At 65.0% G+C, this 22456-nt stretch carries 19 protein-coding genes and 1 tRNA gene; 9 read left to right on the top strand and 11 right to left on the bottom strand.

Annotation, left to right across the window (positions count from 1 at the left end; translation table 11 throughout):
• Positions 1-2: 2 nt before the first annotated feature.
• Entirely contained in the window at positions 3-1865 is a 1863-nt protein-coding gene (locus AC5RU3_RS03660) for a polysaccharide biosynthesis protein (RefSeq protein WP_493964886.1), read from the bottom strand.
• A gap of 178 nt (positions 1866-2043) precedes the next feature.
• Between AC5RU3_RS03660 and AC5RU3_RS03655 the strand changes: the two genes are divergently transcribed.
• Genes AC5RU3_RS03655 through AC5RU3_RS03645 form a run of 3 tightly spaced genes read left to right on the top strand, consistent with a single transcriptional unit; the run spans position 2044 to position 4860 of the window.
• Complete coding sequence (locus AC5RU3_RS03655) at positions 2044-2943, top strand: glycosyltransferase (protein WP_309072055.1); 900 nt, start codon at positions 2044-2046, stop codon at positions 2941-2943.
• Between the two features lie 7 nt (positions 2944-2950).
• Positions 2951-3910: a glycosyltransferase gene (locus AC5RU3_RS03650; protein WP_493964885.1), complete on the top strand. Its 960-nt coding sequence runs from the start codon at positions 2951-2953 to the stop codon at positions 3908-3910.
• Positions 3907-4860: an NAD-dependent epimerase/dehydratase family protein gene (locus AC5RU3_RS03645; RefSeq protein ID WP_493964884.1), complete on the top strand. Its 954-nt coding sequence runs from the start codon at positions 3907-3909 to the stop codon at positions 4858-4860. Before AC5RU3_RS03650 ends, AC5RU3_RS03645 begins: the two co-directional genes overlap by 4 nt.
• Here the strand turns inward: AC5RU3_RS03645 and AC5RU3_RS03640 are convergent.
• The 9 genes from AC5RU3_RS03640 to argS form a co-directional block, all read right to left on the bottom strand.
• Positions 4802-5611 carry an L-threonylcarbamoyladenylate synthase gene (locus AC5RU3_RS03640; protein ID WP_493964883.1) on the bottom strand — a complete coding sequence of 270 codons (810 nt, stop codon included), beginning with the start codon at positions 5609-5611 and terminating at the stop codon, positions 4802-4804. The genes AC5RU3_RS03645 and AC5RU3_RS03640 overlap by 59 nt on opposite strands.
• 13 nt (positions 5612-5624) lie before the next feature.
• A complete protein-coding gene (gene prmC / locus AC5RU3_RS03635; protein WP_493964882.1) occupies positions 5625-6488 on the bottom strand; it encodes a peptide chain release factor N(5)-glutamine methyltransferase in 864 nt (287 codons plus the stop codon).
• Positions 6489-6505: 17 nt separating this feature from the next.
• Complete coding sequence (gene prfA, locus AC5RU3_RS03630) at positions 6506-7582, bottom strand: peptide chain release factor 1 (RefSeq protein ID WP_309072275.1); 1077 nt, start codon at positions 7580-7582, stop codon at positions 6506-6508.
• 215 nt (positions 7583-7797) lie between these two features.
• Positions 7798-9912, bottom strand: coding sequence for a transcription termination factor Rho (gene rho, locus AC5RU3_RS03625; protein WP_493964881.1), 2115 nt, complete (start codon positions 9910-9912; stop codon positions 7798-7800).
• A 347-nt stretch (positions 9913-10259) separates the two neighbouring features.
• Complete coding sequence (gene thrB, locus AC5RU3_RS03620) at positions 10260-11234, bottom strand: homoserine kinase (RefSeq protein WP_309072270.1); 975 nt, start codon at positions 11232-11234, stop codon at positions 10260-10262.
• A complete protein-coding gene (thrC, locus tag AC5RU3_RS03615) occupies positions 11227-12357 on the bottom strand; it encodes a threonine synthase (protein WP_309072269.1) in 1131 nt (376 codons plus the stop codon). The genes thrB and thrC overlap by 8 nt, the downstream gene beginning before the upstream one ends.
• Positions 12357-13691, bottom strand: a complete 1335-nt coding sequence (locus tag AC5RU3_RS03610; RefSeq protein WP_493964880.1) for a homoserine dehydrogenase — start codon at positions 13689-13691, stop codon at positions 12357-12359. Before AC5RU3_RS03610 ends, thrC begins: the two co-directional genes overlap by 1 nt.
• A gap of 8 nt (positions 13692-13699) precedes the next feature.
• Entirely contained in the window at positions 13700-15160 is a 1461-nt protein-coding gene (gene lysA / locus AC5RU3_RS03605; RefSeq protein WP_493964879.1) for a diaminopimelate decarboxylase, read from the bottom strand.
• 1 nt (position 15161) lies between these two features.
• Entirely contained in the window at positions 15162-16811 is a 1650-nt protein-coding gene (gene argS, locus AC5RU3_RS03600; RefSeq protein ID WP_493964878.1) for an arginine--tRNA ligase, read from the bottom strand.
• Between the two features lie 150 nt (positions 16812-16961).
• Here argS and AC5RU3_RS03595 point away from each other — a divergent pair, with 150 nt between their 5' ends.
• From AC5RU3_RS03595 to AC5RU3_RS03580, 4 genes are all read left to right on the top strand, one after another.
• Positions 16962-17420 carry an FMN-binding protein gene (locus AC5RU3_RS03595; protein ID WP_309072415.1) on the top strand — a complete coding sequence of 153 codons (459 nt, stop codon included), beginning with the start codon at positions 16962-16964 and terminating at the stop codon, positions 17418-17420.
• The gene (locus tag AC5RU3_RS03590; protein ID WP_309072414.1) at positions 17417-18289 is read left to right on the top strand and encodes an FAD:protein FMN transferase; all 873 of its coding nucleotides are present in this window, start codon (positions 17417-17419) and stop codon (positions 18287-18289) included. Before AC5RU3_RS03595 ends, AC5RU3_RS03590 begins: the two co-directional genes overlap by 4 nt.
• A complete protein-coding gene (locus tag AC5RU3_RS03585) occupies positions 18290-19822 on the top strand; it encodes an FAD-dependent oxidoreductase (protein ID WP_493964877.1) in 1533 nt (510 codons plus the stop codon).
• 98 nt (positions 19823-19920) lie between these two features.
• Positions 19921-19993: transfer RNA gene (locus AC5RU3_RS03580), tRNA-Arg, on the top strand.
• A gap of 58 nt (positions 19994-20051) precedes the next feature.
• Here the strand turns inward: AC5RU3_RS03580 and AC5RU3_RS03575 are convergent.
• Positions 20052-20621 carry a DinB family protein gene (locus tag AC5RU3_RS03575; protein WP_493964876.1) on the bottom strand — a complete coding sequence of 190 codons (570 nt, stop codon included), beginning with the start codon at positions 20619-20621 and terminating at the stop codon, positions 20052-20054.
• Positions 20622-20708: 87 nt separating this feature from the next.
• Between AC5RU3_RS03575 and AC5RU3_RS03570 the strand changes: the two genes are divergently transcribed.
• Both AC5RU3_RS03570 and AC5RU3_RS03565 read left to right on the top strand, forming a co-directional pair.
• The gene (locus tag AC5RU3_RS03570; protein WP_309072329.1) at positions 20709-21716 is read left to right on the top strand and encodes a helix-turn-helix transcriptional regulator; all 1008 of its coding nucleotides are present in this window, start codon (positions 20709-20711) and stop codon (positions 21714-21716) included.
• A gap of 53 nt (positions 21717-21769) precedes the next feature.
• Positions 21770-22429: a DNA alkylation repair protein gene (locus AC5RU3_RS03565; protein WP_493965142.1), complete on the top strand. Its 660-nt coding sequence runs from the start codon at positions 21770-21772 to the stop codon at positions 22427-22429.
• Positions 22430-22456 lie beyond the last annotated feature (27 nt).

The following is a 22456-nucleotide window of genomic DNA, read 5'->3' as shown; positions in this document are numbered from 1 at the left end:
GGTCAGGCCCCTTTTTCAGCCGGAGGGTCGATACGCTCCGAATATACTTCGATGCCGCCCTTGGCTTTCCAGTCCCGCAGGTCCAGCATTGCCGGATCGAGCGCTGCCACCCGTGTGTGCGAAATCTTCGGATGGAGTGGCCGGGAGTCGTCCTCGTCGATGCCTACCAGGTCCTCATGCAGCTTTTCACCCTTGCGTAATCCGGTGAAAACGATGTCGATATCCTTCCCGGACATCGCGATCATGCGTCGCGCCACGTCCAGGATCTTGACCGGTTCGCCCATGTCCAGGATGAGCACCTCCCCTCCCCTGCCGATGGCCCCAGCCTGAATGACCAGCTGACACGCTTCGGGGATGGTCATGAAGAACCGGGTGACTTCCGGGTCGGTGACGGTGATGGGACCGCCCACCCGGATCTGCTCGGTGAAGAGCGGCAGCATGGACCCGCGGCTTCCAATGACGTTTCCGAACCTGACGGATACGTACTGCTTGCCGGACGCGCCGGCAGTCCAGGCGGTGAGTTTCTCTGCCACGCGCTTGGAATGTCCGAGAACGCTGGTGGGGTTGGCTGCCTTGTCAGTCGAGATGTTCACGAAGTTGCTGACTCCGGCCGCTTCGGCTGCGCGAAGGACATTGAGTGTTCCGAGCACATTGGTCTTCCACGCTTCCTCGGGATACTGCTCGAGAAGGGAGACGTGCTTGAGCGCAGCTGCATGAAAGACGACTTCCGGCTTGCGGTCCAGGAAGATTGCGCGGAGTGTGTCCGCTTCCCGAATGTCAGCGAGAACGGTGTCCCGTCCCGTCAGCAGTCCCCTGCCGGTCAGTGAGATCTGCGTCGTCTGGAGTCCTGTCTCGTCCCGGTCGAGCATGATCAGCTCCGCCGGACTGAACTCGGCGATCTGACGGCACAGCTCGGAACCGATCGAACCGCCGGCACCGGTCACCAGCACGCGTCGGCCCGCTATGTACCCGGCGACTTCATCAGGGTGGATGTCCACTGGTCGCCTGCCGATGAGGTCCTCGACTGCCACCTCCCTGAAGTCGGCCAGGTCCTTGCCGCCCCCTCCGGCAAGCATCTCGCTCAACGGAGGCAGAACCAGCACCCGCATGTTCAGCCCGTCCACAAGGTCCGAAACCCGCCGTACCTGGGAGGCTTCGACGTCGGAGAACGCAATGACCAGGGCGGTTGCGCGTGTGCGTTTGGCGATGTCGGGCAGGTCCTCGAGCCGCCCCAGCACGGGTACCGTCGCCAGCCGCAAGTGCTTCTTTGCAGGGTCATCGTCGATCAGGCCGACCGGAAAGTATGGGGATTCGCGGTCCTGCATCATGCGGGTGACCAGCGACTTGCCGAGGAACCCCGCGCCATAGATCAAGGTGCGCTGCGCGTCATCACCCGGCTTGGCCTTGCTCTCGACGTACATCCGCTTGAGGTAGCGCGTCGACGCCATGAAGATGCAGGCGAACGGGAAGGCGATGACCGCCACACTGCGCGGTATCTGGATGACACTGATGAAAGCAACGCTGACGAGCAGCAGAATGACCGACACGATCACCGTGACGATGACCAGCAGCCGCGCCTCGTGGAAGCTGCCGAACGCGTAGCGCCCCCGGTACAGCGCAAAGCTGATGCCGATGATGAGCTGTGAGAGGACAGCCACGGCACAGATGGCGACGGCTCCGGGAACGTTGATCTGGGTGACCAGGAGTTCGAGGCGGAGAATCAGCGCAAGGAAGACCGCCACGATCCAGGCGAGCGAGTCGAACGCGTACTGCGACCACAGCCACAGAGCCGGCTTGTCGGTCCTGCCGGCGGAGTCGTCGCTATTCGCGCGGTGCGCCGAATGCTGGTTGTCCGTCTGTGTCATGGTTCCTTTGAGTGGGCAGGCAGCTTGCGTTCCGCCACCACCGTCCGGCGCGAAATCGCCAGCCGGGCCGTGTAATAGACTTTCCGTACCCGAGAATACTAGCCCGACTGATGCGCGCCCTCCGGAACCACCGCACGGTGAGTGACCGCGTCCGACGAGGCTGGCCGAAAGGACTGTTTTGCAGGAAACCGTGGCTGTAGCGGCAGTGACTTTCGACAGGCCGGATGACGTACAGACACTCCTGGAGGCTCTCGCGAGGCAGGATCACCCGATCGAATCGGTGGCCCTCGTCGACTCGGGCACCTCGGACGTAGCTGCCCTGGCAGAGCGCTCGAACGCTCCGGTGAACTACATCCGGTCCCGCACGAACCTCGGTGGGGCGGGAGGATTCTCCCTCGCAATCCTCTCGGCCATGGCCAGCGGAGCTGAGTGGATCTGGATCATGGACGACGACGCCCACCCTGAGGACACTGCTGTCCTCAGTAGCCTGATGGAGGCTGCGCGCTCCCGCAATCTCGACGTCGTTGTCCCGCTGATTGTTGCGCCTACTGATTCGACCAGGCTCTCCTTCCCCTTCCGGATTCAGGGTCGTACGACTCACGACCGGGAACAGGTTGGGAAACTTGGCTTCATTCCGGATATTGCGCAATTTTTCAATGGCGCCCTTATTCGCACCAGTGTCTTCTTCCGAGTGGGCCTGCCGGACCTGCGGCTCTTCATCCGGGGCGATGAAACCGACTTCATGCTTCGGCTTCGCCGTGCGGGTATCCCTTTCGGCACCGTCACAACCGTTGCCCTGAGCCATCCTCCGGGATGGGCCGAAGTCCAGCACGTGATCGGTGACCGACTTCATGTGCTGGTGCCGGAGACGCCGTTCAAGCGCTTCTACTTCTTCCGCAACCGCGGTCATTTGACCCGCCGGTACCTGCGCGGACGCTCATTCATCGCGGACGTGGTGGGGTACCCGCTCTACTACCTGCGTCGCGGCGATGTTCGCGGACTTGCGGGCTGGGCACGCGCCTACTCAGCGGGAGTACGGGGACGCAGCTTCGGGCCGCCGTCGGACTTTGGGTTCTGAGTTGGAGGTGACGTACCCGCCGGTTACCGTGGTTGTCGCCACGTTCAACCGTGCAGATTACCTGGCGCGCCTGCTCGATTCACTCGGGAAACTGGATCCGGCGCCTGCCGCCGTCGTCGTCGTCGACAATGCAAGCACGGACTCCACGACCGAGGTGCTCGAAGCGGCCCGCGTTGCGTTGCCGGTGCCGCTGACTGTGCACCGGCTGCCGGTCAACGCCGGCGGTTCCGGTGGATTTTCCGCCGGGGTGGAGCGTGCACTGGCCGATGGAGCCGACTGGGTCTGGCTGATGGACGACGACGTCGAGGTCCTCCCCGACGCGCTCGCTGCGTTCGCTCCCTGGCAGCACAAGTACAGGTGCCTGCACGGCAGGCGCCTCGACCATAACGATGAACCGTTCTTCTGGCAGCACAGGTTCAACGCGTTCCTCGGCGTCCATTTTCCGGTACCCGGTGACGTCTTCGCGAGCTCGCCGGTCTTTCGAACCAATGTCGCCTGCTTCGAGGGCGTGTTGCTGCATTCCGACGTCGTCCGCGCGGTGGGGCTGCCCGACCCACGCTTCTTCATCAATGGGGACGACACCACGTACGGCTGGTTGATTTCCCAGCGCGAGCCGGTTGTCTACCTCGACGAGTTCGTCCTGCGGAAGGCCCGTCCGCAGAAGCAGATCGACCTGGGCGTGCGGCACCTGAACGACTCGAGCAACCTTGGCCGGTACTGCGGCATGCGCAACCGCGGCCACCTGGCGAGGTACCTGATGGTGCACGGGCGTTATAACAGGTTCGGATTCGGCATCGGCACCGCGCTGACTGCGGCGAAGGAACTGCTGCGGCTCGTAGCTGTCGAGCGCACCCTGTCGGGGGTGGGGTCGCTCTGGAACGGATGGCGGGAGTCCCGGTTCCTCCTGCATGACCCCGATTGGCAACCTATGCCGGCGCTTGACCGTGGAACGGAGCGCACCGCATGACGTGGTCTGTTGTGGGTGGCAGCGGGTTCATCGGCGGCGCCGTCCTGACGTCGCTTCGTGCGGCCGGCGAGACGGCGCGCCCTGTCGCCGCCCCGCGCGTCGCGTCGTCGGCGCGCACGCCGGGAGAGATTGCCGCTGAAGCGGACCGCCACTCCGACGTCGTGGAAGCACTCGCGCGGGAACTGGCCGGATCCACCGTGGTCGTGAACGCTGCCGGAGCCGCATCCCCCAAGAGCCCGGCGTCACCGGAGCTGACCGGGGCCAATGCGCTTCTGCCCGTCCTGGTCGCGCGCGCCTGCGCTGCCGCCGGGGTGAGACGGCTTGTGCACCTGAGCAGCGCCGCCGTACAGGGCCACCGACCGGTACTGGACGAGTCACCGGAAACAGAACCGTTCTCCCCCTACTCCCGCAGCAAGGCGCTCGGAGAGGAATCGCTCGCCCTGCTCAGCTCCGGTGCTCTGGAGGTTGTTTCAGTTCGCGCCACCTCCGTCCAGGGCGCCGCGCGCCCGACGACGGCGGCCCTGGCTCGGCTGGCAGCGTCGCCTCTCGCGTCGGTCGCCTCTCCCGGCACAGCGCCGAGCCCCCTCACCTCGGTTGATGCGCTGGCGGAACTGGTGCGGCAGGTGGGGCTTCATGACGGTCCAATGCCTGCCATCGTGCTGCAGCCCTGGGAAGGGATGACGGTACGAAGCGTGCTGGAAGCCACCGGGGGCACTCCCCTGGTGCTGCCGGCACCGCTCTGCCGCCTGATCCTGCGCGCCGGGTACGGTGTCTCAGCACTGCTGCGGGAACGCCTGCACGGATCGATCCGTCGGGTCGAACTGATGTGGTTCGGCCAGGATCAGATTGCCGGATGGACCGCTGAGCAGCGCATCACGCTTCCTGCCAGGGTCAGTTCAATCCTTGAGGAGGCCGGGGCGCGTCGACGCGGTCCTCGCCGGGCTCCGTGATCCGGTCCGCGGCGGGGTCGTCGTCGTCGGTGGATGCATCGTCGTCGGTGGATCCGCCCGGCTCAGCAGGCGCGCCGTCGTCGGTGGATGCGTCGTCGTCGCTGGTTCCAAGGACAATTCCCGGAACTACCGCGCGCATCTCCTCGAAGGAAATGGCCCCCTCGCGGACTATCACGGGCAGATCACCGGTGGTGTCCACAATGGTCGATGCGCCGGCATCGGCGGAGCGGGGACCGTCCTCGAGGTACACCTCCACGGCGTCGCCGAGTTGCTCATAGGCTTCGGCGGCAGTGGATGCAGCGGGGCGCCCGGTGCGATTCGCCGAGGAGACCGCGAGCGGGCCCGTCAGGATGAGCAGATCCAGCGCAACGCGGTCATTGGGCATGCGCAGGGCGACGGTTCCATAGGTGTCACCGAGATCCCAGGTCAAAGACGGCTGGGCGTGGCAGATGAGCGTCAGTCCTCCGGGCCAGAACTCCTCCGCGAGCGTGCGCGCCTCGAGGCTGATGTCAATGGCCAGCCCGTCCATTGTCTGCCTGCGCGGAATAAGGACCGGCGGCGGCATGCTGCGGCCCCTCCCCTTCGCTTCAAGCAGGGCAGCGACTGCCTGTGGGGAGAACGCGTCCGCGGCAATCCCGTACACAGTGTCGGTGGGAATCACCACGCACTGCTTTGCGGCAAGTGCCCGCTGCGCACGCGCAATTCCCTCGCTGCGCTCGGTGGGGTCTGAACACTCAAAAGTGGCACTCACGGCTGCCATCCTTTCATTTACTGCCTGCCCATGGCACATCGGTGCGAACTGCGGAGGTGGCCCGGTCCCGTCCGGTGAGGTCCTGATGCGTACACACCGACGTCCAGGAAGGGTTTGCGCCCAGGATCCGGGACAGTGCCGCGGCTTGCACCTCGGCGTGTTCCATGACGAAGTAGCCGCGCGGCTTCAATAGACGTGCCGCTGCGTCGGCTGCGGCGAGGGGCAGCCGCAGACCGTCGGCACTCCCACCGTACAGCGCGATCTCGGGATCATGCTCGGCCACCTCCGGATCACGCGGAACAGCCTCGGTGGGAATGTACGGAGGGTTGGATACCACGACGTCGAACGTCCCGTCGTGCTCACCCAGCGCCTTTGCGTAATCCCCTTTCACCAGCGTGACCGGCAGCGCAGCGAGATTGCGTTCTGCCCAGGCATACGCCAGATCGCTCAGTTCGACGGCGAACACCGTTGCGTCGGGCACCTCTTGCGCGATCGAACCGGCAATCGCGCCGGAGCCGGTACCGAGGTCCGCAACCCGCGCGCCGGGTACCGCCCGGGCTGCATCGATGGCGAGCTGAGCCACCGATTCAGTTTCCGGACGAGGGATGAAGACGCCCGGTCCTACCGCGAGGTCGAGAGCCCGGAAGTGGGCAACACCGGTGATGTGCTGCAGCGGTACGCGCCTTGATCGCTCAGCGACCAGTTCGTCGTACCGTGCCGGCGCGTCGGCTCCGATGAGCGCGAGCGCCCGGACCCGGCCTACGCTCTCCCCCAGCAGATGGGCAGCGAGCAGCTCCGCGTCTGTCCGGGGACTGGGCACACCTGCGTCCGCCAGTGTCGAAGCAGCGTTTCGCAGGGCATCGGCGAGCGACTCCATGATGTTTGGCGTTGAAACTATGCGTCGTCGCCGATGGCGGCCAGGCGGGTCTGCTCGTCAAGCTCGATGGCGGACTGGACCACCGGTTCGAGTTCACCGTTCATGACGGCGTCAAGGTTGTACGCCTTGTAACCGGTGCGGTGGTCGGCGATGCGGTTTTCCGGGAAGTTGTACGTACGGATACGCTCCGAGCGGTCCATGGTGCGCACCTGGGACTTGCGGATGTCGGAGTTCGCGGCGTCGATCTCTTCCTGCTTGGCAGCCAGGATGCGCGAACGCAGCACGCGCATCGCCGCTTCACGGTTCTGGAGCTGGGACTTCTCGTTCTGCATGGCGACGACGATGCCCGTGGGAAGGTGGGTGATGCGCACCGCCGAGTCGGTGGTGTTCACGGACTGGCCGCCGGGACCCGAGGACCGGTAGACGTCGATCTTGAGGTCGTTCTGGCTGATTTCGACCTCTTCCGGCTCATCAACCTCGGGAAGTACCAGCACGCCGGCAGCCGAGGTGTGGATACGGCCCTGCGACTCCGTAACCGGCACGCGCTGCACCCGGTGCACGCCGCCCTCGAACTTCAGGCGCGCGTAGACACCTTCGGCGGGATCGTTCGAGGACCCCTTGATCGCCATCTGGACGTCCTTGTAACCGCCGAGGTCCGATTCGGTGGCGGAGATGATCTCGGTCTTCCAGCCGCGCGACTCAGCATACCGGGTGTACATACGGAGGAGGTCGCCGGCAAACAGTGCAGCTTCGTCGCCGCCTTCACCGCCCTTGACCTCGATGATGACGTTGCGGGCGTCATTGGGGTCCCGTGGGATCAGCAACCGGCGGAGGCGCTCCTGGGCGGTGGCCAGCTGCTCTTCCAGTTCAGGGATTTCCGCAGCGAATTCCGGGTCGTCGGCCATTTCGCGTGCGGCTTCGAGGTCGTCCTGCAGTGCGTTCCACCGGGTATGGGCTTCGACGATCCCACTCAGTTCGGCGTAGCGTCGGCCAAGCTTCCGTGCCAGTGACTGATCGGCATGTACGGCCGGATCGGACAGCCGGACCTGCAGGTCAGCATGCTCGTCGAGCAGGCCCTGAATGGACTCAAACATGGCAGACACAACCTCTTTCGGCTCCTTCGAGCCAGTCTAGATTAGGACGGTTTCGTCGTCCCGTTTCGGAGCGACGGTGGCCTAACGCGGGAAGCCGCTCGAGACATGCCGGCCAGGGAGTGGCTTCGGGCCTGTCGGAGCGCGGAGCGCGAGTCCGACAGGACGAAGCCTCCGCGCGCAGGGGCGGGGCCGGCATGTCTCGAACGGCTACTTAGCTAATCGTTGTCGCTCTTCGATCCCAGTGTGGTCTTCTGGACCTGCATGAGGAACTCGACGTTTGACTGCGTCTCCCGGATCTTGTTGGTGAGCAGCTCAAGTGCCTGCTGCTGCTCCAGCCCGGAGAGGACGCGGCGCAACTTCCACATGATCTTGACCTCGTCCGGAGAGAGGAGGTTCTCTTCGCGGCGGGTACCGGATGCGTTGACATCGACAGCCGGGAAGATGCGCTTGTCCGCGAGATTGCGGGACAGGCGCAGTTCCATGTTGCCGGTTCCCTTGAACTCTTCGAAGATCACTTCGTCCATCTTCGAACCCGTCTCAACCAGCGCGGTGGCGAGAATGGTCAGCGAACCGCCGTTCTCGATGTTGCGGGCTGCACCGAAGAAGCGCTTCGGTGGGTACAGGGCAGCGGAGTCGACGCCGCCGGACAGGATACGGCCCGACGCCGGAGCGGCCAGGTTGTAGGCACGTCCGAGGCGGGTCATGGAGTCCAGAAGGACGACGACGTCCATGCCCATCTCGACCAGGCGCTTGGCACGCTCGATTGAGAGTTCGGCCACGGTGGTGTGGTCATCGGCGGGGCGGTCGAAGGTGGAGGCGATGACCTCACCCTTGACGGTGCGCTGCATGTCGGTGACTTCCTCGGGACGTTCGTCGACGAGGACCATCATGAGGTGTACTTCGGGGTTGTTCACCGTGATCGCGTTGGCGATTGCCTGCAGGATCAGGGTCTTGCCGGCTTTCGGCGGCGAGACGATGAGTCCGCGCTGGCCCTTGCCGATCGGCGCCACGAGGTCGATGACACGCGGGCCGATCTTCTTGGGCTCCGTCTCGAGGCGCAGGCGCTCGGAGGGGTACAGCGGTACGAGCTTCGCGAAGTCGACGCGGTCTTTCAGCTCTTCGGGGTTCTTCCCGTTGACTGAGGTCAGGCGCACCAGCGCGTTGAACTTCTGTCGCGTGCTGTTCTGGTTCTCACCTTCGCGCGGCGCACGGATGGCACCGACGACGGCGTCGCCCTTGCGAAGTCCGTACTTCTTGACCTGAGCCAGGGAGACGTAGACGTCGTTAGCGCCCGGGAGGTACCCGGACGTCCGAACGAACGCGTAGTTCTCGAGGACGTCAAGGATGCCTGCAACGGGCAGCAGAACGTCGTCGTCGGTAACCTCGACGTCGTCGACATCGGGGTTCTGACTGCGGCCCCTCCGACGCTCGTTGCGGTCCCGGAACCGGGTGTTGCGATCTTCTTCGCGGTTGTTCCGGTTGCGGTTGCGGCGGTTGCGGCTGTTGCCCTCGTCGCGGCTCTCGTCGTTCGAGCGGCGCTCGTTGCGGTTGTCGCGGCCTTCCTCGCTAGAGCGGCGCTCGTTGCGGTTGTCGCGGCCGTCCTCGTTGGAACGGCGCTCATTGCGTCGCTCATTGCGGTCGCGGCGGTCGTTGCGGCGGTCTCCCTGGCCTTCGCCCTGTCCATCCGCGGCTTCCGCGCTGTCGCCGCCCTGTTCGGTGCTTTCAGCCTCGGGAGCTGGAGCAGCCTGGGTCTCTGCCTCTGCGCGTCGTCCACCACGGCGGCCGTCGCGGCTGCGGCGTCCGCGTTCAACGGTTTCGCCGTCAGTTGCTGCATTCTCCTGCGCCTGGCCGGCTTCAGCATCAACGGGCGCGGCATCAGCAGGCGCAGCCGTTGCCGGCTCGGCGGACACGGCGTCCTGCGTGGTCTGCTCGGTCTTGACGACCCCGTCGCTGCCGGCGCGCCGGTTGCGGTTGCGGGTGCGCGAAGGCCTCTCGGCAGGCTCCGATGCCTGTTCCTGCTCGGGCGCAGCGGCACCGTTCTGGACGGCGCCGTTGCGGGTGGCAGGCGCCGCGTCTTCCTGGACGGGAGCTGCTGCTGTTGTTGCCTTGGGTCGGTCCGCTACTGCCGAACCGCGCTGGTGGTCGGAGATTGCAGCCACCAGGTCGCCCTTGCGCATGCGGGAGCCCACGGAAATGCCTAGCTGGCCGGCAAGGGCCTGCAGTTGAGCGAGCTTCAGTCCGGCAAGCCCGGAACTCTTGGAAGCTGGTGCGCCGTTCGTCTCGGCGGCTTGAGTATCCACGCCTGTCGGCAGGTCAGTGGTTTGAGTCACGAAGGATTCCTTCCCCCTCGTCGGGCGATCCATCTCTGATGTGGATCGCGGTTTTGGTTTGCCCGCCGCCAAGTCAGAAGAGTTGGTAGCTAAGGTTTTCGGTGCTGACCGGATGCTCTCCGGTGGGGCCGAGCTGAAACCTCTAACCCCAGTGCGGAGCAGTCACCACGTGACGAGCTGCCGCATCAGGTTCTGGGAGGTACACCTGAGATTGAGCCACTGCTGACACACAGGCAGTTTCACGACGGTCACAGAATGTGACGGCCAGATCAACAGAAGCACATCTGAGTACGGAATTGCCTTCGTGATATCAATGCGTGATTAGCGTCAGCGATACAAGCTGGCTATTACCGTTGGTGCACCTTCACTTTAGCACCTTCTGTGTCAACGTTCAGCCGAAGAACACGCCATTCAACGCTGTCCTCTTCGGCGGCAACAATGCGCTCGACGGCCTCAATGACCGCCGATGCCTGTCCCTCGCCGACAGCGAGGGTCATGACGGTGGGACCGGCGCCCGAGATGACGGCAGCGAACCCTTCCGCACGCAGCGCCCGCATCAACGTTGCACTCTGCAGCATGGCCTGGGCGCGGTAGTCCTGATGCAGCAGGTCCCGGGTCCCTTCGAGAAGGAACTCCGGCGCTGTTGTCATCGCGTGCACCAGGAGTGCGGCCCGCCCTGCATTCGAGGAAGCGCTGTTGTGCGGAACAGAGGCGGGGAGCAATGCGCGGGCCGCCTCCGTGGACAATTCGCTGGCAGGAATGGCCACGACGGGCACCAGATCAGGGTGTACCGGAATGATGGTGCTCTTGTAGGCCCGGCCGGTTTCCCAGGACACCGCCAGCGATCCCAGCAGTGCCGGCGCAACGTTGTCAGGGTGCCCCTCAAGCGTGGAACACAGCTGCAGTACCGCTGGACCGTCCATCTGAGCGGACTCCGGCAGCAGTGCGTTGGCCGCCAGAACCGAGGAGACGATCGCAGCAGCCGAGGATCCAAGACCACGGCCGTGCGGAATGACGTTGCGGGTTTCGATCTCCAGGCCCGGACTTGAGAAACCCGCACGCTCAAGGGTGCCCAGTATGGTGGCGGCGACAAGGTGTGTCTCATCTCTGGGAAGGGTTTCCTCACCCTCCCCCGTGACCGTCACCGTCGTCGTGCCGGACTCAGTGGTCCGGACGAGGATTGAGTCGTACAGGGTAACCGCCAGGCCCAGGCTGTCGAAACCCGGACCCAGGTTGGCGCTGGTCGCCGGCACTTCGACCGACACCTCCTGCCCGGAAGCGACTACAGCTGCCGAGGTCACCGCCTGTGCTCCACTAAGCATCTGCCGGCTGGCCCACGTGCGCATCGGCGAGACCCAGCGCGCCGGCAACACTGACGACGTCGAACTCCACCTTGGTGGGCTCGACATCGGAGCCGTCCGCTGCCTTCAACGCCCACTGCGGGTCCTTGAGGCCATGGCCCGTCACAGTGATCACGATGGTCTTGCCCTGGGGCACCTCGCCGGCGGCGTGCTTCTTGAGCAGCCCGGCCACTCCTGCAGCCGAGGCGGGCTCAACGAAGACACCCTCACGGGATGACAGCCAGCGGTGCGCGTCAAGGATTTCCGTGTCCGTCACTGCCTCGATGAGTCCTCCCGACTCATCCCGCGCTGCAATGGCTTGCTCCCAGGACGCCGGATTACCGATGCGGATGGCCGTGGCGATGGTGTCGGGTTCGGTTACGGGATAGCCCTTCACGAGCGGAGATGCGCCCTCGGCCTGGAATCCCCACATCACCGGAGTCTTGGTGGACACGGCGGGAAGCTCTCCGGCCGTCTGCGAGGTGTAAGGCTGTGAATACTCCTTATAGCCCTTCCAGTAAGCCGTGATGTTGCCGGCGTTGCCGACCGGGAGCAGGTGATAGTCCGGAGCGTCACCGAGGAAGTCGACAACCTCGAAGGCGGCGGTCTTCTGTCCCTCAATGCGGGCCGGGTTCACCGAGTTGACGAGGAACACCGGGTAGGACTCAGCGAGCTTCCGGGCGACCTCCAGGCAGTTATCGAAGTTGCCGTGGACCTGAAGCAACTCGGCTCCGTGCGCGATGGCCTGGCTCAGCTTGCCCATGGCGATCTTGCCGTCCGGGACGAGCACCGCGCAGGTCAATCCAGCCTGTGTGGCGTAAGCCGCGGCAGACGCGGAGGTGTTGCCGGTGGACGCGCACACGACTGCCTTGGCACCGGCCTCCACAGCGGCGGTGATGGCCATCGTCATACCGCGGTCCTTGAAGGATCCCGTGGGGTTCATCCCCTCAACCTTCAGGTACACACTGCACCCGGTCAGCTCCGACAGCGCCGGTGCGTGCACCAGGGGCGTTCCACCCTCACCGAGGGTGATCACCCGCGTCGATTCCGTGACGGGCAACCGGTCAGCGTATTCGCGGATTACTCCGCGCCATTGGTGAGCCATCAGACTCCCTCTACTCGGAGGACGGAGGTCACCGCGTTGATGACGTCAAGGTCCTGGATGTGTTTCACAGTCGCCGCCAGAGCGGATTCCGGCGCGCGGTGCGTCACGATCCGGAGTTCCGCACTGGCTGCACCGCCGTCGGCTGCTGGATGGATGGTCTGCCGCATGGTCTCGATCGACACGCCATGCTCGGCGAACAGGTGGGCGATCTTGGCGAGCACGCCCGGCTGGTCAGCGACGTCGAGCCCGATGTAGTAGCTCGTGTTGACCATGTCGATGCTCAGGGCGGGAACATGGCCGGTAGTGGTCTCGGTGCGTCCGGGACCACCGAGGACCATGCGCCTGGCCGAGCTGATCACGTCACCGAGGACGGCAGAGGCGGTGGGGGTTCCTCCTGCGCCCCGACCGTAGAACATCAGCTCCCCGGCATTCTCGGCCTCAACAAAGACGGCGTTGAAAGCACCGCGGACGGCCGCGAGCGGGTGCTCGCGGGGCAGCAACGTGGGGTGGACCCGAACGCTGACGCCGTCGTCGCCCGCGGCGTCCTTGATCAGCTCCGCGATGGCGAGGAGCTTGATGACAAACCCTGCATCCTTGGCGGCGGCGATGTCTTCTGCGGAGACCGAGCTGATGCCCTGGCAGTGGACGTTCTCTAGCGCGAAGCGCGTGTGGAAGGAGAGCGAAGCGAGAATCGCGGCCTTGGACGCGGCGTCGTATCCCTCGATGTCGGCCGTCGGGTCAGCTTCTGCGTACCCGAGACGCTGTGCATCGGCCAGTGCGTCCGCGAACTGGGCGCCCGTGCTGTCCATCTGGTCGAGGATGTAGTTGGTGGTGCCGTTCACGATGCCGAGCACGCGGGTGATGCGGTCGCCGGAGAGGCTGTCGCGGATCGGCCGGAGAATGGGGATCGCGCCGGCGACTGCTGCCTCATAGGACAGCTGCACGTGGGCAGCGTCCGCCCGCTCATACAGCGTCGGGCCGTCCTGAGCGAGCAGCGCCTTATTTCCGGTGACGACAGTGGCCCCGTGGTCGATCGCCCGCAGGATCAGCGTGCGTGCCGGCTCAATCCCGCCCATGAGTTCGATGACGATATCCGCACCCTCGACCAGAGCCTCGGCGTCCGTGGTGAACAGCTCACGCGGCAAATCAGCTTCACGGGGTGCGTCGATTGTCCGCACGGCAATGCCCGTGAGCTCCAGACGCGCACCGACGCGGGCGGCTAGATTATCGGCGTCCTCGAGAAGGATCCGCGCAACCTGCGATCCGACGTTTCCGCAACCGAGCAGCGCAACTCGCACTGTTCGGTTGGCACCGGTGGGATTGGTGGCGTTCATCAAATCGATCAGGCTCCTGGTTTCAGAGTTGCTCGGTCGTTGCTCTGCCCGCGCGGCACATCGCGCGAGAGCAGGTCTTCCTCGGTTTCGCCGCGCACGATCACGCGGGCTTCTCCGTCCTTCACCGCGACGACGGGAGGGCGGGTGAGGTAGTTGTAGTTGCTGGCCAGAGACCAGCAGTAGGCACCCGTCCCGGGTACCGCGATGAGGTCACCGTATGTGGTGTCCCCGGGCAGGTAGGCGCTGCGCACCACGATGTCGCCGCTCTCGCAGTGCTTGCCGACCACGCGCGACAGAACCGGCTCCTCGACGGAGGTGCGGGATGCCACCGTCGCTGAGTAGTCGGCGTCGTACAGCACAGGGCGGGCGTTGTCGCTCATGCCGCCGTCCACCGACACATAGCGCCGCGGATGGGAGCCGCCGTCGAGGTCCACCTGGACCGTCTTGGTGGTGCCTGCCGTGTACAGCGTGAGGGTGCTGGGACCGACGATGGCGCGGCCGGGCTCGATGGAGATCCGCGGCGCGCGCAGCCCGTGCCCGGCGCAGGCATCACCGACGACGGCGGCCATCGCCTGCGCGATGACGGCTGGGGAACGCGGGGTGTCGGCTTCGGTGTAGGCGATGCCGTACCCGCCGCCCAGGTCGAGTTCTTCCAGCTCGACGCCGTGGCGGTCGCGCACCTCGGCGAGGAACCCGAGCAGCCGGCGCGCCGCCAGCTCGAACCCCGCGGACTCGAAGATCTGCGACCCGATGTGGCTGTGAACTCCCAGCAGGTGAATACAGGGGTGGCCAAGCGCAGCTGCGACGGCCTGCGCGGCAGGTGAGTCCCCACCCGGCGACGACGGAGCCAGGGAGAGCCCGAACTTCTGGTCCTCGTGCGCGGTGGCGATGAATTCGTGGGTGTGTGCGTGCACGCCGGGGGTGAGACGGAGCATCACGTTGGCGGTCGCACCGCGGGCCTGCGCCAGCGCACCCACCCGCTGCAGCTCATCAAGGCTGTCCACGACGATGCGTCCGAGCTGCAGGTCCAGCGCGCGGTTCAGTTCGGCATCGGACTTGTTGTTGCCGTGCAGCGCGAGCTGGCGCCCCTGCAGACCTGCCCTCATGGCGACCGCGAGCTCGCCGCCGGAGGATGTATCCAGACGGAGGCCTTCTTCGGCAACCCAGTGGGCTACCTCCGAGCATAGGAAGGACTTGCCCGCGTAGTAAACGTCGACTCCCCCGCACAGATCCCGGAAGGCAGCATTGAACGCATCCCGGAAGCCGCGGGCACGGGCACGAAAATCTTTCTCGGACACCACGTAGACGGGCGTGCCGAACTGCTCGGCCAGATCAGTGACCGCAATACCGTCAACCGACAGGACGCCGTTGCGCCCCCTGGTGACAGTGGATGCCCACAGGGCGGGATTGAGAGAATTGACGTCCTTCGGGTAGGACAGCCATTCGGGGGCGAGAGGTGAGGCAGGCACGTTACATCCGTTCCGGAGCAGATACGCCCAGAAGATCCAGCCCGTTGGCGAGAACCTGCTGGGTGGCGTCGTTGAGCCACAGCCTGGTCCGGTGGACATCCTCGACCGGAGCATCGCCGATGGGAGCGATGCGGCAGGCGTCGTACCACCGGTGGTAGGTGCCGGCAATGACTTCAAGGTGCCGGGCGACCCGGTGCGGCTCGCGGAAGGTGACGGCCTGGGCCACCACACCGGGGTACTGACCCAGCGCCGCCAGCAGTTCACCTTCGGTGGCGTGCGTCAGGGCGGCAGCGTCGAATGCGCGGGTATCGACGCCGGCGGAAGCGGCGTTGCGCTGGACGGCATGGGTCCGGGCGTGCGCGTACTGCACATAGAACACCGGGTTCTCATTGCTTCGCTTGGTCAGCAGGTCGAGGTCGATGTCAATGTTCGAGTCGGCCGAGAACCGCGCGAGGGTGTACCGGGCAGCATCCACGCCGACGGCGTCCACAAGGTCTTCGAGGGTGACAACGGTTCCGGCTCGCTTGGACATGCGGACGGGCTGGCCGTCCTTCATGAGGTTCACCATCTGGCCGATCAGCACCTCGACAGTGTCCGGGTTGTCACCGAGCGCCGCTGCCGCTGCCTTCAGCCGGGCGACGTAGCCGTGGTGGTCCGCCCCCAGCATGATGATGTTCAGGTCGAAACCGCGCTGCCGCTTGTTCACGAAGTAGCCGATGTCGCCGGCGATGTAAGCGGGGCTGCCGTCCGACTTGATGACCACGCGGTCCTTGTCGTCACCGAACTCCGTGGACTTGAGCCACCAGGCGCCGCCTTCGAAGAAGAGGTTCCCCGAGGACTTCAACTGCTCGAGAAGTCCGCCCACGAAGTTGTCGGCGAACAGCGAATGCTCATGGAAGTAGACGTCGAAATCAACGCCGAAGTCATGCAGCGATTTCCTGATGTCACCGAACATCAGGTCGACGCCGACAGCGCGGAACTGCTCGAGCGCTTCCTCGTCCGGCTGGTCCAGGATGGCCGGAACGATCGCCAACACCCGGTCCTTGATGTCCGAGATGTAATCGCCGCCGTAACCGTCTTCCGGTGTGGGCTCGCCCTTGGCGCTGGCGTACAGCGAGCGCGCAAAGCGGTCGATCTGCGCTCCATGGTCATTGAAGTAGTACTCCCGCGTGACGGAAGCGCCCTGGGACTGGAACATACGCGCCAGCGCGTCGCCCACGGCAGCCCAGCGCGTACCGCCAAGGTGGATCGGCCCCGTAGGGTTCGCGGACACGAACTCCAGGTTGATCTTCGTGCCGTTCAGGGCATCCGACGTGCCGTAAGCGCGTCCGGCCTCAACGATCGAGCGTGCCAGTTCACCGGCGGCACCTGCGTCGAGGCGGATGTTGAGGAAGCCCGGACCGGCGATCTCGACGGAAGCAACGCCGTCGATCGCTTCAAGCCGGGACTTAAGGATGCCCGCGAACTCGCGGGGATTGATGCCGGCCTTCTTTGACAGCTGAAGGGCAATGTTGGTTGCCCAGTCTCCGTGCTCGCGGCTCTTCGGCCGTTCGACTCGTACCTCGGAAGGCAGCTCCACGTCAATTTCACCGGCTGCGACGGCGTCTTTCAGGCATGAGGAGATTGCGGAGGAGAGTTCTTCGGGAGTCACCCATCCAGCATAACGGCGCGGGTCTAATCCCCCTGATTCTGTGACGGACGCCAAGTCGCCGACCCATCCCGCAGCCGTTCTGAACCGAATGAGGGCCATTAGCGTTGTACAGGAGCAGAACCGCTTCCAGTTCCCCACCGAGGAGTTTGCGTGACTGACGCCGTGAAGAAGCCTTACCAGCGCTGGGCCCTGACGGGGCTTGCCGCCGTTTCCCTCATGGGATCGGCGGCGTGTGCTGCCAGCCCGACGCCGTCGCCCGGTGGCGGAGGTGACGCTGCCAACGCCGCCGAGCCCGGAGCCGGCGGATCCGGCAGTTATGCCGATGGCACCTACTCCGCAACAGGGTCCTACCAGACGCCCGGCGGCGAGGAGTCAATCGGCGTCACCGTCACCCTCGAGGCAGGCAGTGTTGCCGATGTGCAGACCGAGCCCATGCCGAGCAACGCCACCACCGAGCAGTACCAGGGCAAGTTCAGCAGCGGAATCAAGGAGCAGATCGTAGGGACCCCGCTCGACGAGCTGAGCGTCGACAAGGTCTCAGGCTCCTCCTTGACCAGCGGCGGCTTCAGCGACGCGATCGAGCAGATCAAGGGAGAAGCCGCGCAGTGAGCCCCGCGGGCTACGCGCACAGATTCAGCTTCGACGCCATCGGCACACGGTGGCATATCGACACTCCAGGCGAGTTGACCGCGGAGGTCCGTGCCGCCGTCGTCCGTGTGATCGACCACTACGATGCCACGTATTCCCGCTTCCGCGCCGACTCGCTGGTCTCGGCGCTCGCCGCCGACGGTGGTTGCGTTGACCTGCCTCCCAGTGGTGATGCACTGGGTCGCGTATTCCGAACGCTCCACCGGCTGACCGATGGAGCCATGTCACCGTTGGTGGGGCGGTCACTTGACCAGTTGGGATACGACGCCGACTACTCCTTTGTGCCCCGCGGCGCCCCCGTGCCGGCAGCGGCGTGGGACGCAACCTTCCAGTGGCGTGGGAGCACCATCTCCTCCGGGCAGCCGGTCATGCTTGATGTTGGGGCCGCCGGCAAGGGACAGCTTGTCGACCTTGTTTCGGCAACGCTGGCGGAGGCTGGTCACCGGGAGCACACCGTGGATGCCGGCGGAGACATGGTGCACTACGGAACCGGGGCCCTCCGCGTAGCGCTCGAGCATCCGTACGCTCTGGACACGGCAATCGGCGTCGTGACGCTGCAGGACCGGGCGCTCTGCGCATCGGCCTCCAACAGGCGCCGCTGGGCTGATGGCTTGCACCACGTGCTGGATGCAACAACGGGGCAATGCGTCGATACAGTGGTGGCTAGTTGGGTGCTGGCCGACAATGCGCTCGTTGCCGATGCTCTGGCCACCGCCCTCTTCCTTGTCCCGCCGGAAGTACTCCTTGCCGAGTTCGACTTCGACTACATCCGGGTTTCCTCGGAGGGACGCGCGCATTATTCATCATCATTGGCAGGAGCGTTGTTCTAGATGGTCGGACGGCTGAACTGGGTCACCAGGCTGGACACTTTCCTGGGCAGGGCCACCATGTACCGCCTGGTTTTTATTCTTCTGCTGATCCTGAGTGCATACGCCTTCGTCCTGTCCGCGTTCGGTCTCCTGGCCTTTACGCCAACGGAGCTCGGCGCGACCCTGGCTACCGCGGTGATCGCATCCTGGGGCGGTACGCGGGTGATGGCGATGATGCTCCGGGCACGTCCCCACACGGAGTCCTCTCTCATCACCGGGCTCCTGCTCTTCTTCGTGATGTTTCCGTCCGATGAGGCCTCCGGGGTAGGCGGCATCGCGATTGCCGGCCTTGCTGCCGCCGCGTCCAAGTACCTGCTCGCTGTCCGCGGCCGTCACATCTTCAACCCGGCCGCATTCGGCGCCGTCGCAGCGACCCTGCTCGGGTTCGGCGCCGCCGCCTGGTGGGCTGCCAACCCCGCAATGCTGCCGGTGGTATTGCTGGCCACCATCCTGATCCTGTTCCGAACCCGGAACTTCCCCATGGGCGCCGTTTTCCTCGCCCTCGCGGTCGGAATCCTGGTGGCGCGCCTGGCAGCGGGCGGAACGGATCCGATCACCGCTCTGCAGCTGGTCTTCGTGTCCTACCCCCTGCTCTTCCTGCTCGGCTTCATGCTGACGGAGCCGCTGACCCTGCCGCCAAGGCAGTGGCAGCAGCTCCTGGTCGCCGCCGTCGTTGCCGTGGTCCTTGCGCTGCAGATCAGCATCCCGCCCGTCTTCCTGGGACCCGAGTACGCTCTGCTGATCGGCAACGCCGTCGCATTCACGATGGGCCAGCGACGGCGTGTACGCCTGCGCTACGAGGGTTCCCGGCAGCTGACTCCCACCAGCGCGGAAGTCTCCTTCTCTCCGGAGTCACCGGTGCGCTTCACTGCAGGTCAATATATGGAACTCACCCTGCCGCACGCTCGGGCGGACAGCCGCGGCCTGCGCCGCATTTTCAGCATCAGTTCAGCGCCCGACGACGGCACCATCCGCTTCGGACTGCGACTCTCGAATCCACCGAGTTCCTTCAAGGCTGCCCTGTTGAGCCTTCGCCCCGGGGCGTCGGTGGAGGCAACGTCCGTGGGCGGTGATTTCGTGCTGCCCAAAGATCCGTCGGTGCCGCTGCTCCTGTTCGCCGGTGGAATCGGGATAACGCCGTTCCTCAGCCAGTTGGGATCGATCGCCGGGAACAATACCGCCGGGAGTAATAAGAGGCGCGACGTCGTCGTGGTCTATGTTGTCAGCCGGCCAACGGAACTCGGCTATGTCGACGAGCTTTCAAGCGCACGTGTGCTGCTCTTCTGCCCCGGAGATCCGGGACCGCTGCCGGAGGGCTGGACCCGAGGCAGCACGGACTTCCCGACTGCCGAGGAGTTGCGCTCGCTGGTTCCGGACCTGGGACGGCGGCGCGTCTACCTTTCCGGGTCACCGACCACCCTGGCGCGAGCCAAACCGGTTATTCGGAGCGCCGGTGGGAAGTCGATCAGGACCGACGCTTTCCTCGGCTACTGAGGCCTCTCCGAGCCCTTCAGGCGGCGTTTCGTTCAGCCAACTTTTCCCTGCTAAGCTTCATGAGTCCCTTTCGGCCACTGGTTCACTCCGGTGGCTGCGCCCTCGTAGCTCAGGGGATAGAGCGTCTGCCTCCGGAGCAGAAGGTCGTAGGTTCGAATCCTATCGAGGGCACATTTCTTTCACCTGAATCGCCCTTCGTCAGCGGTCATGACTGCCTGGTGAACCAGTATCAGGCCGGCCCGCGGTGCATATAGCCGTGAGCCCACAGATCCCGCAGCAGCGCCACCTCGGCGAGGTGATGGATCATCTCCCGATTGATGTGCTGGATGAGTGCAGCCATGGGAGCCTCTGCAAAGGGTCCCTCCGCCGGGCCGACCGGGCGGTCAAGCTCGTGCAGCGACAGGGCGGACACGGCACCGGACCAGTGAGCGTACATGCCGTCCAGCTGTTCGAGCGCTGTACCCGCACTGCCCGGATACTCATAGGTCTCGTAGCTGGCCGGCGGACCGCCGAAATGCGCCTCCAGCCGACCGCCCAGTACACCGACGAGGATGTGGCCCAACCGCCAGGCGATCGTGGTGACCGGCGCCGGCTTAGGTTCGGGCAGGGCAAAGTCGATCGTGTAGTCCCCTCCCCCAACCTGCAGAGGTGCCGTGCCAGTTCCGCGCGGACGCACGCTCCAGCTGCCGGGAACGGGTTCCCAGAAGTACTCCTCATCCTCCAGCCCGTCCAGGCGCGGCCGTGCGTGATTCTCCCAGTGCCACGCAAGCTGGTCGGTGAGCTCCCTGCTGATGTCCATCGTTCTTCCTTTCCTCCCGGATATTCGCTGAAAGAATAGAAGCCATTGCGGACAGCAACTGTCCGTGTTGCTGGGTACCGTGGTTCCATGTTGGAAACATCAGCGCGTCTGCTGCAGCTGCTGTCCCTGCTTCAGCTTCGGCGTGAGTGGACGGGTTCTGCGTTGGCGGAACGCATGTCGGTCACCGAACGCACGGTACGCAGAGACATCGGCAAGCTGCGCACTCTGGGCTATCCCATCCACGCGTCGCCCGGCATCGCGGGCGGCTACCAACTGGGCGCAGGAGCGCAGCTGCCCCCGCTACTCCTTGATGATGATGAGGCGCTCGCCGTTGCGATTGGCCTGAGCGCCGTCACCGCGAGCCCCGTGTCAGGGCTCGGGGAAGCCTCGGTCCGCGCCCTGACCAAGCTGGAACAGGTGCTTCCCGGCAGACTTCGGCCGAAATTCGCCGGGCTGCGGACAGCAGTTACACACATGGCTGCGGTGAGCACGCCGGTGAACCCGGAGGTCCTCACGGCCCTTTCCTCAGCGATTACTGAGCGCAGGGTGGTGGTGTTCCGGTATGCACGTCAGGACGGCGATTCCTCCCGACGTGTTGTCGAGCCCGTACGGCTGGTGGACACCGGACGCCGTTGGTACCTTGTCGCATGGGACACCGCCAGGCAGGACTGGCGAACATTCCGCGTGGATCGGTGCCAAAGCGTGCCTTCGCCGCGCGACAGGTTCGCCGCCCGGCCCCTTCCCGCCACAGACCTCGCCGCATACGTGCAGAAGTCGATTACGCGCTCCCCTTACAGCCACGACATCGTCGTGCGCGTCCATGCACCCGCGGTGGACGTCGGCCAGATGATCCCACCCAACATTGCGGAACTTGAGGACGATGCCGGAACCACCCTCATGCGCTTCGGGGCAGACTCGTTCGACTGGCCCCTGATGCATCTGGTGGCGCTAGGGTTGGATTTCGATATCCTCGGCCCTCCGGAGCTTCGGGACCACGCCGCCGCCGCCGCTGGGCGATTGGTCCGGGCAGCCCGGGCCGACGCAGGCGTCATGGAAAGCGCCGCGGGGGCTGAATCCCGAAAGCCCGCAAGCTAAGCCGGCACTCAGGACAGGAGACAGTAGTGGTAGAGACAGTACCGGCCGAGTCGATGCTTGGCGTTGTCATGGCCGAGTTGGCCACGCTTGAGGATCCGAGGACGCGTGAAGTGAACGCCAGGCACGGTGATGACCACGGGGTGAACCTCAGCAACCTGCGCGCACTGGCCAAGGGCTTGAAGACCAACCACGAGCTCGCCCTGCAGCTCTGGGAGACCGGGGACACCGCCGCCAAACTCCTCGCAACTCTGATCTGCCGTCCGAAGGCATTCGACCGGAACGAGTTGGACGGGATGCTTCGTACCGCACCTTCACCCAAGGTGCTCGACTGGTTCCTGAATTACGTGGTGAAAAAGAGCCCTCATGTGGAAGATCTGCGGGCTGCCTGGTTCACCGATCCGGATCCTGTGGTTGCAAGTGCCGGTTGGGCCCTGACGGCGGACCGCGTAGTGAAGAGCCCGGGTGAGCTGGACCTCCCGGCCCTGCTGGACAGCATCGAGGCAAAGATGAAGGACGCTCCGGATCGCCTGCAGTGGGCCATGAACACCTGCCTGGCGCACATCGGAATCAACCATCCCGGGCAACGCGATCGCGCACTCGCCATCGGGGAGCGCCTGGAAGTCCTCAAGGACTACCCCACCTCCCCAGGTTGTACATCGCCTTATGCACCCATCTGGATTAAGGCAATGGTTGACAGGCAGGAGGCCGGCTGACCGGAATCGAGCCTGTGGCGGCCGCAA

It is taken from the genome of Arthrobacter sp. MDB1-55 (genome assembly GCF_059092925.1).
Note: the sequence above shows the minus strand (reverse complement) of the source record. Positions and strands in the feature narration are given on the sequence as shown.

Excerpts from the sequence above, each read along its gene's own strand:
- AC5RU3_RS03610 (WP_493964880.1), bottom strand. The coding sequence starts at position 13,691 with ATGAACGCCACCAATCCCACCGGTGCCAACCGAACAGTGCGAGTTGCG.
- AC5RU3_RS03660 (WP_493964886.1), bottom strand. The coding sequence starts at position 1,865 with ATGACACAGACGGACAACCAGCATTCGGCGCACCGCGCGAATAGCGAC.
- AC5RU3_RS03585 (WP_493964877.1), top strand. The coding sequence starts at position 18,290 with ATGGTCGGACGGCTGAACTGGGTCACCAGGCTGGACACTTTCCTGGGC.
- thrC (WP_309072269.1), bottom strand. The coding sequence starts at position 12,357 with ATGGCTCACCAATGGCGCGGAGTAATCCGCGAATACGCTGACCGGTTG.
- AC5RU3_RS03575 (WP_493964876.1), bottom strand. The coding sequence starts at position 20,621 with ATGGACATCAGCAGGGAGCTCACCGACCAGCTTGCGTGGCACTGGGAG.
- prfA (WP_309072275.1), bottom strand. The coding sequence starts at position 7,582 with ATGTTTGAGTCCATTCAGGGCCTGCTCGACGAGCATGCTGACCTGCAG.
- AC5RU3_RS03570 (WP_309072329.1), top strand. The coding sequence starts at position 20,709 with ATGTTGGAAACATCAGCGCGTCTGCTGCAGCTGCTGTCCCTGCTTCAG.
- AC5RU3_RS03565 (WP_493965142.1), top strand. The coding sequence starts at position 21,770 with ATGCTTGGCGTTGTCATGGCCGAGTTGGCCACGCTTGAGGATCCGAGG.
- AC5RU3_RS03645 (WP_493964884.1), top strand. The coding sequence starts at position 3,907 with ATGACGTGGTCTGTTGTGGGTGGCAGCGGGTTCATCGGCGGCGCCGTC.
- thrB (WP_309072270.1), bottom strand. The coding sequence starts at position 11,234 with ATGCTTAGTGGAGCACAGGCGGTGACCTCGGCAGCTGTAGTCGCTTCC.
- prmC (WP_493964882.1), bottom strand. The coding sequence starts at position 6,488 with ATGGAGTCGCTCGCCGATGCCCTGCGAAACGCTGCTTCGACACTGGCG.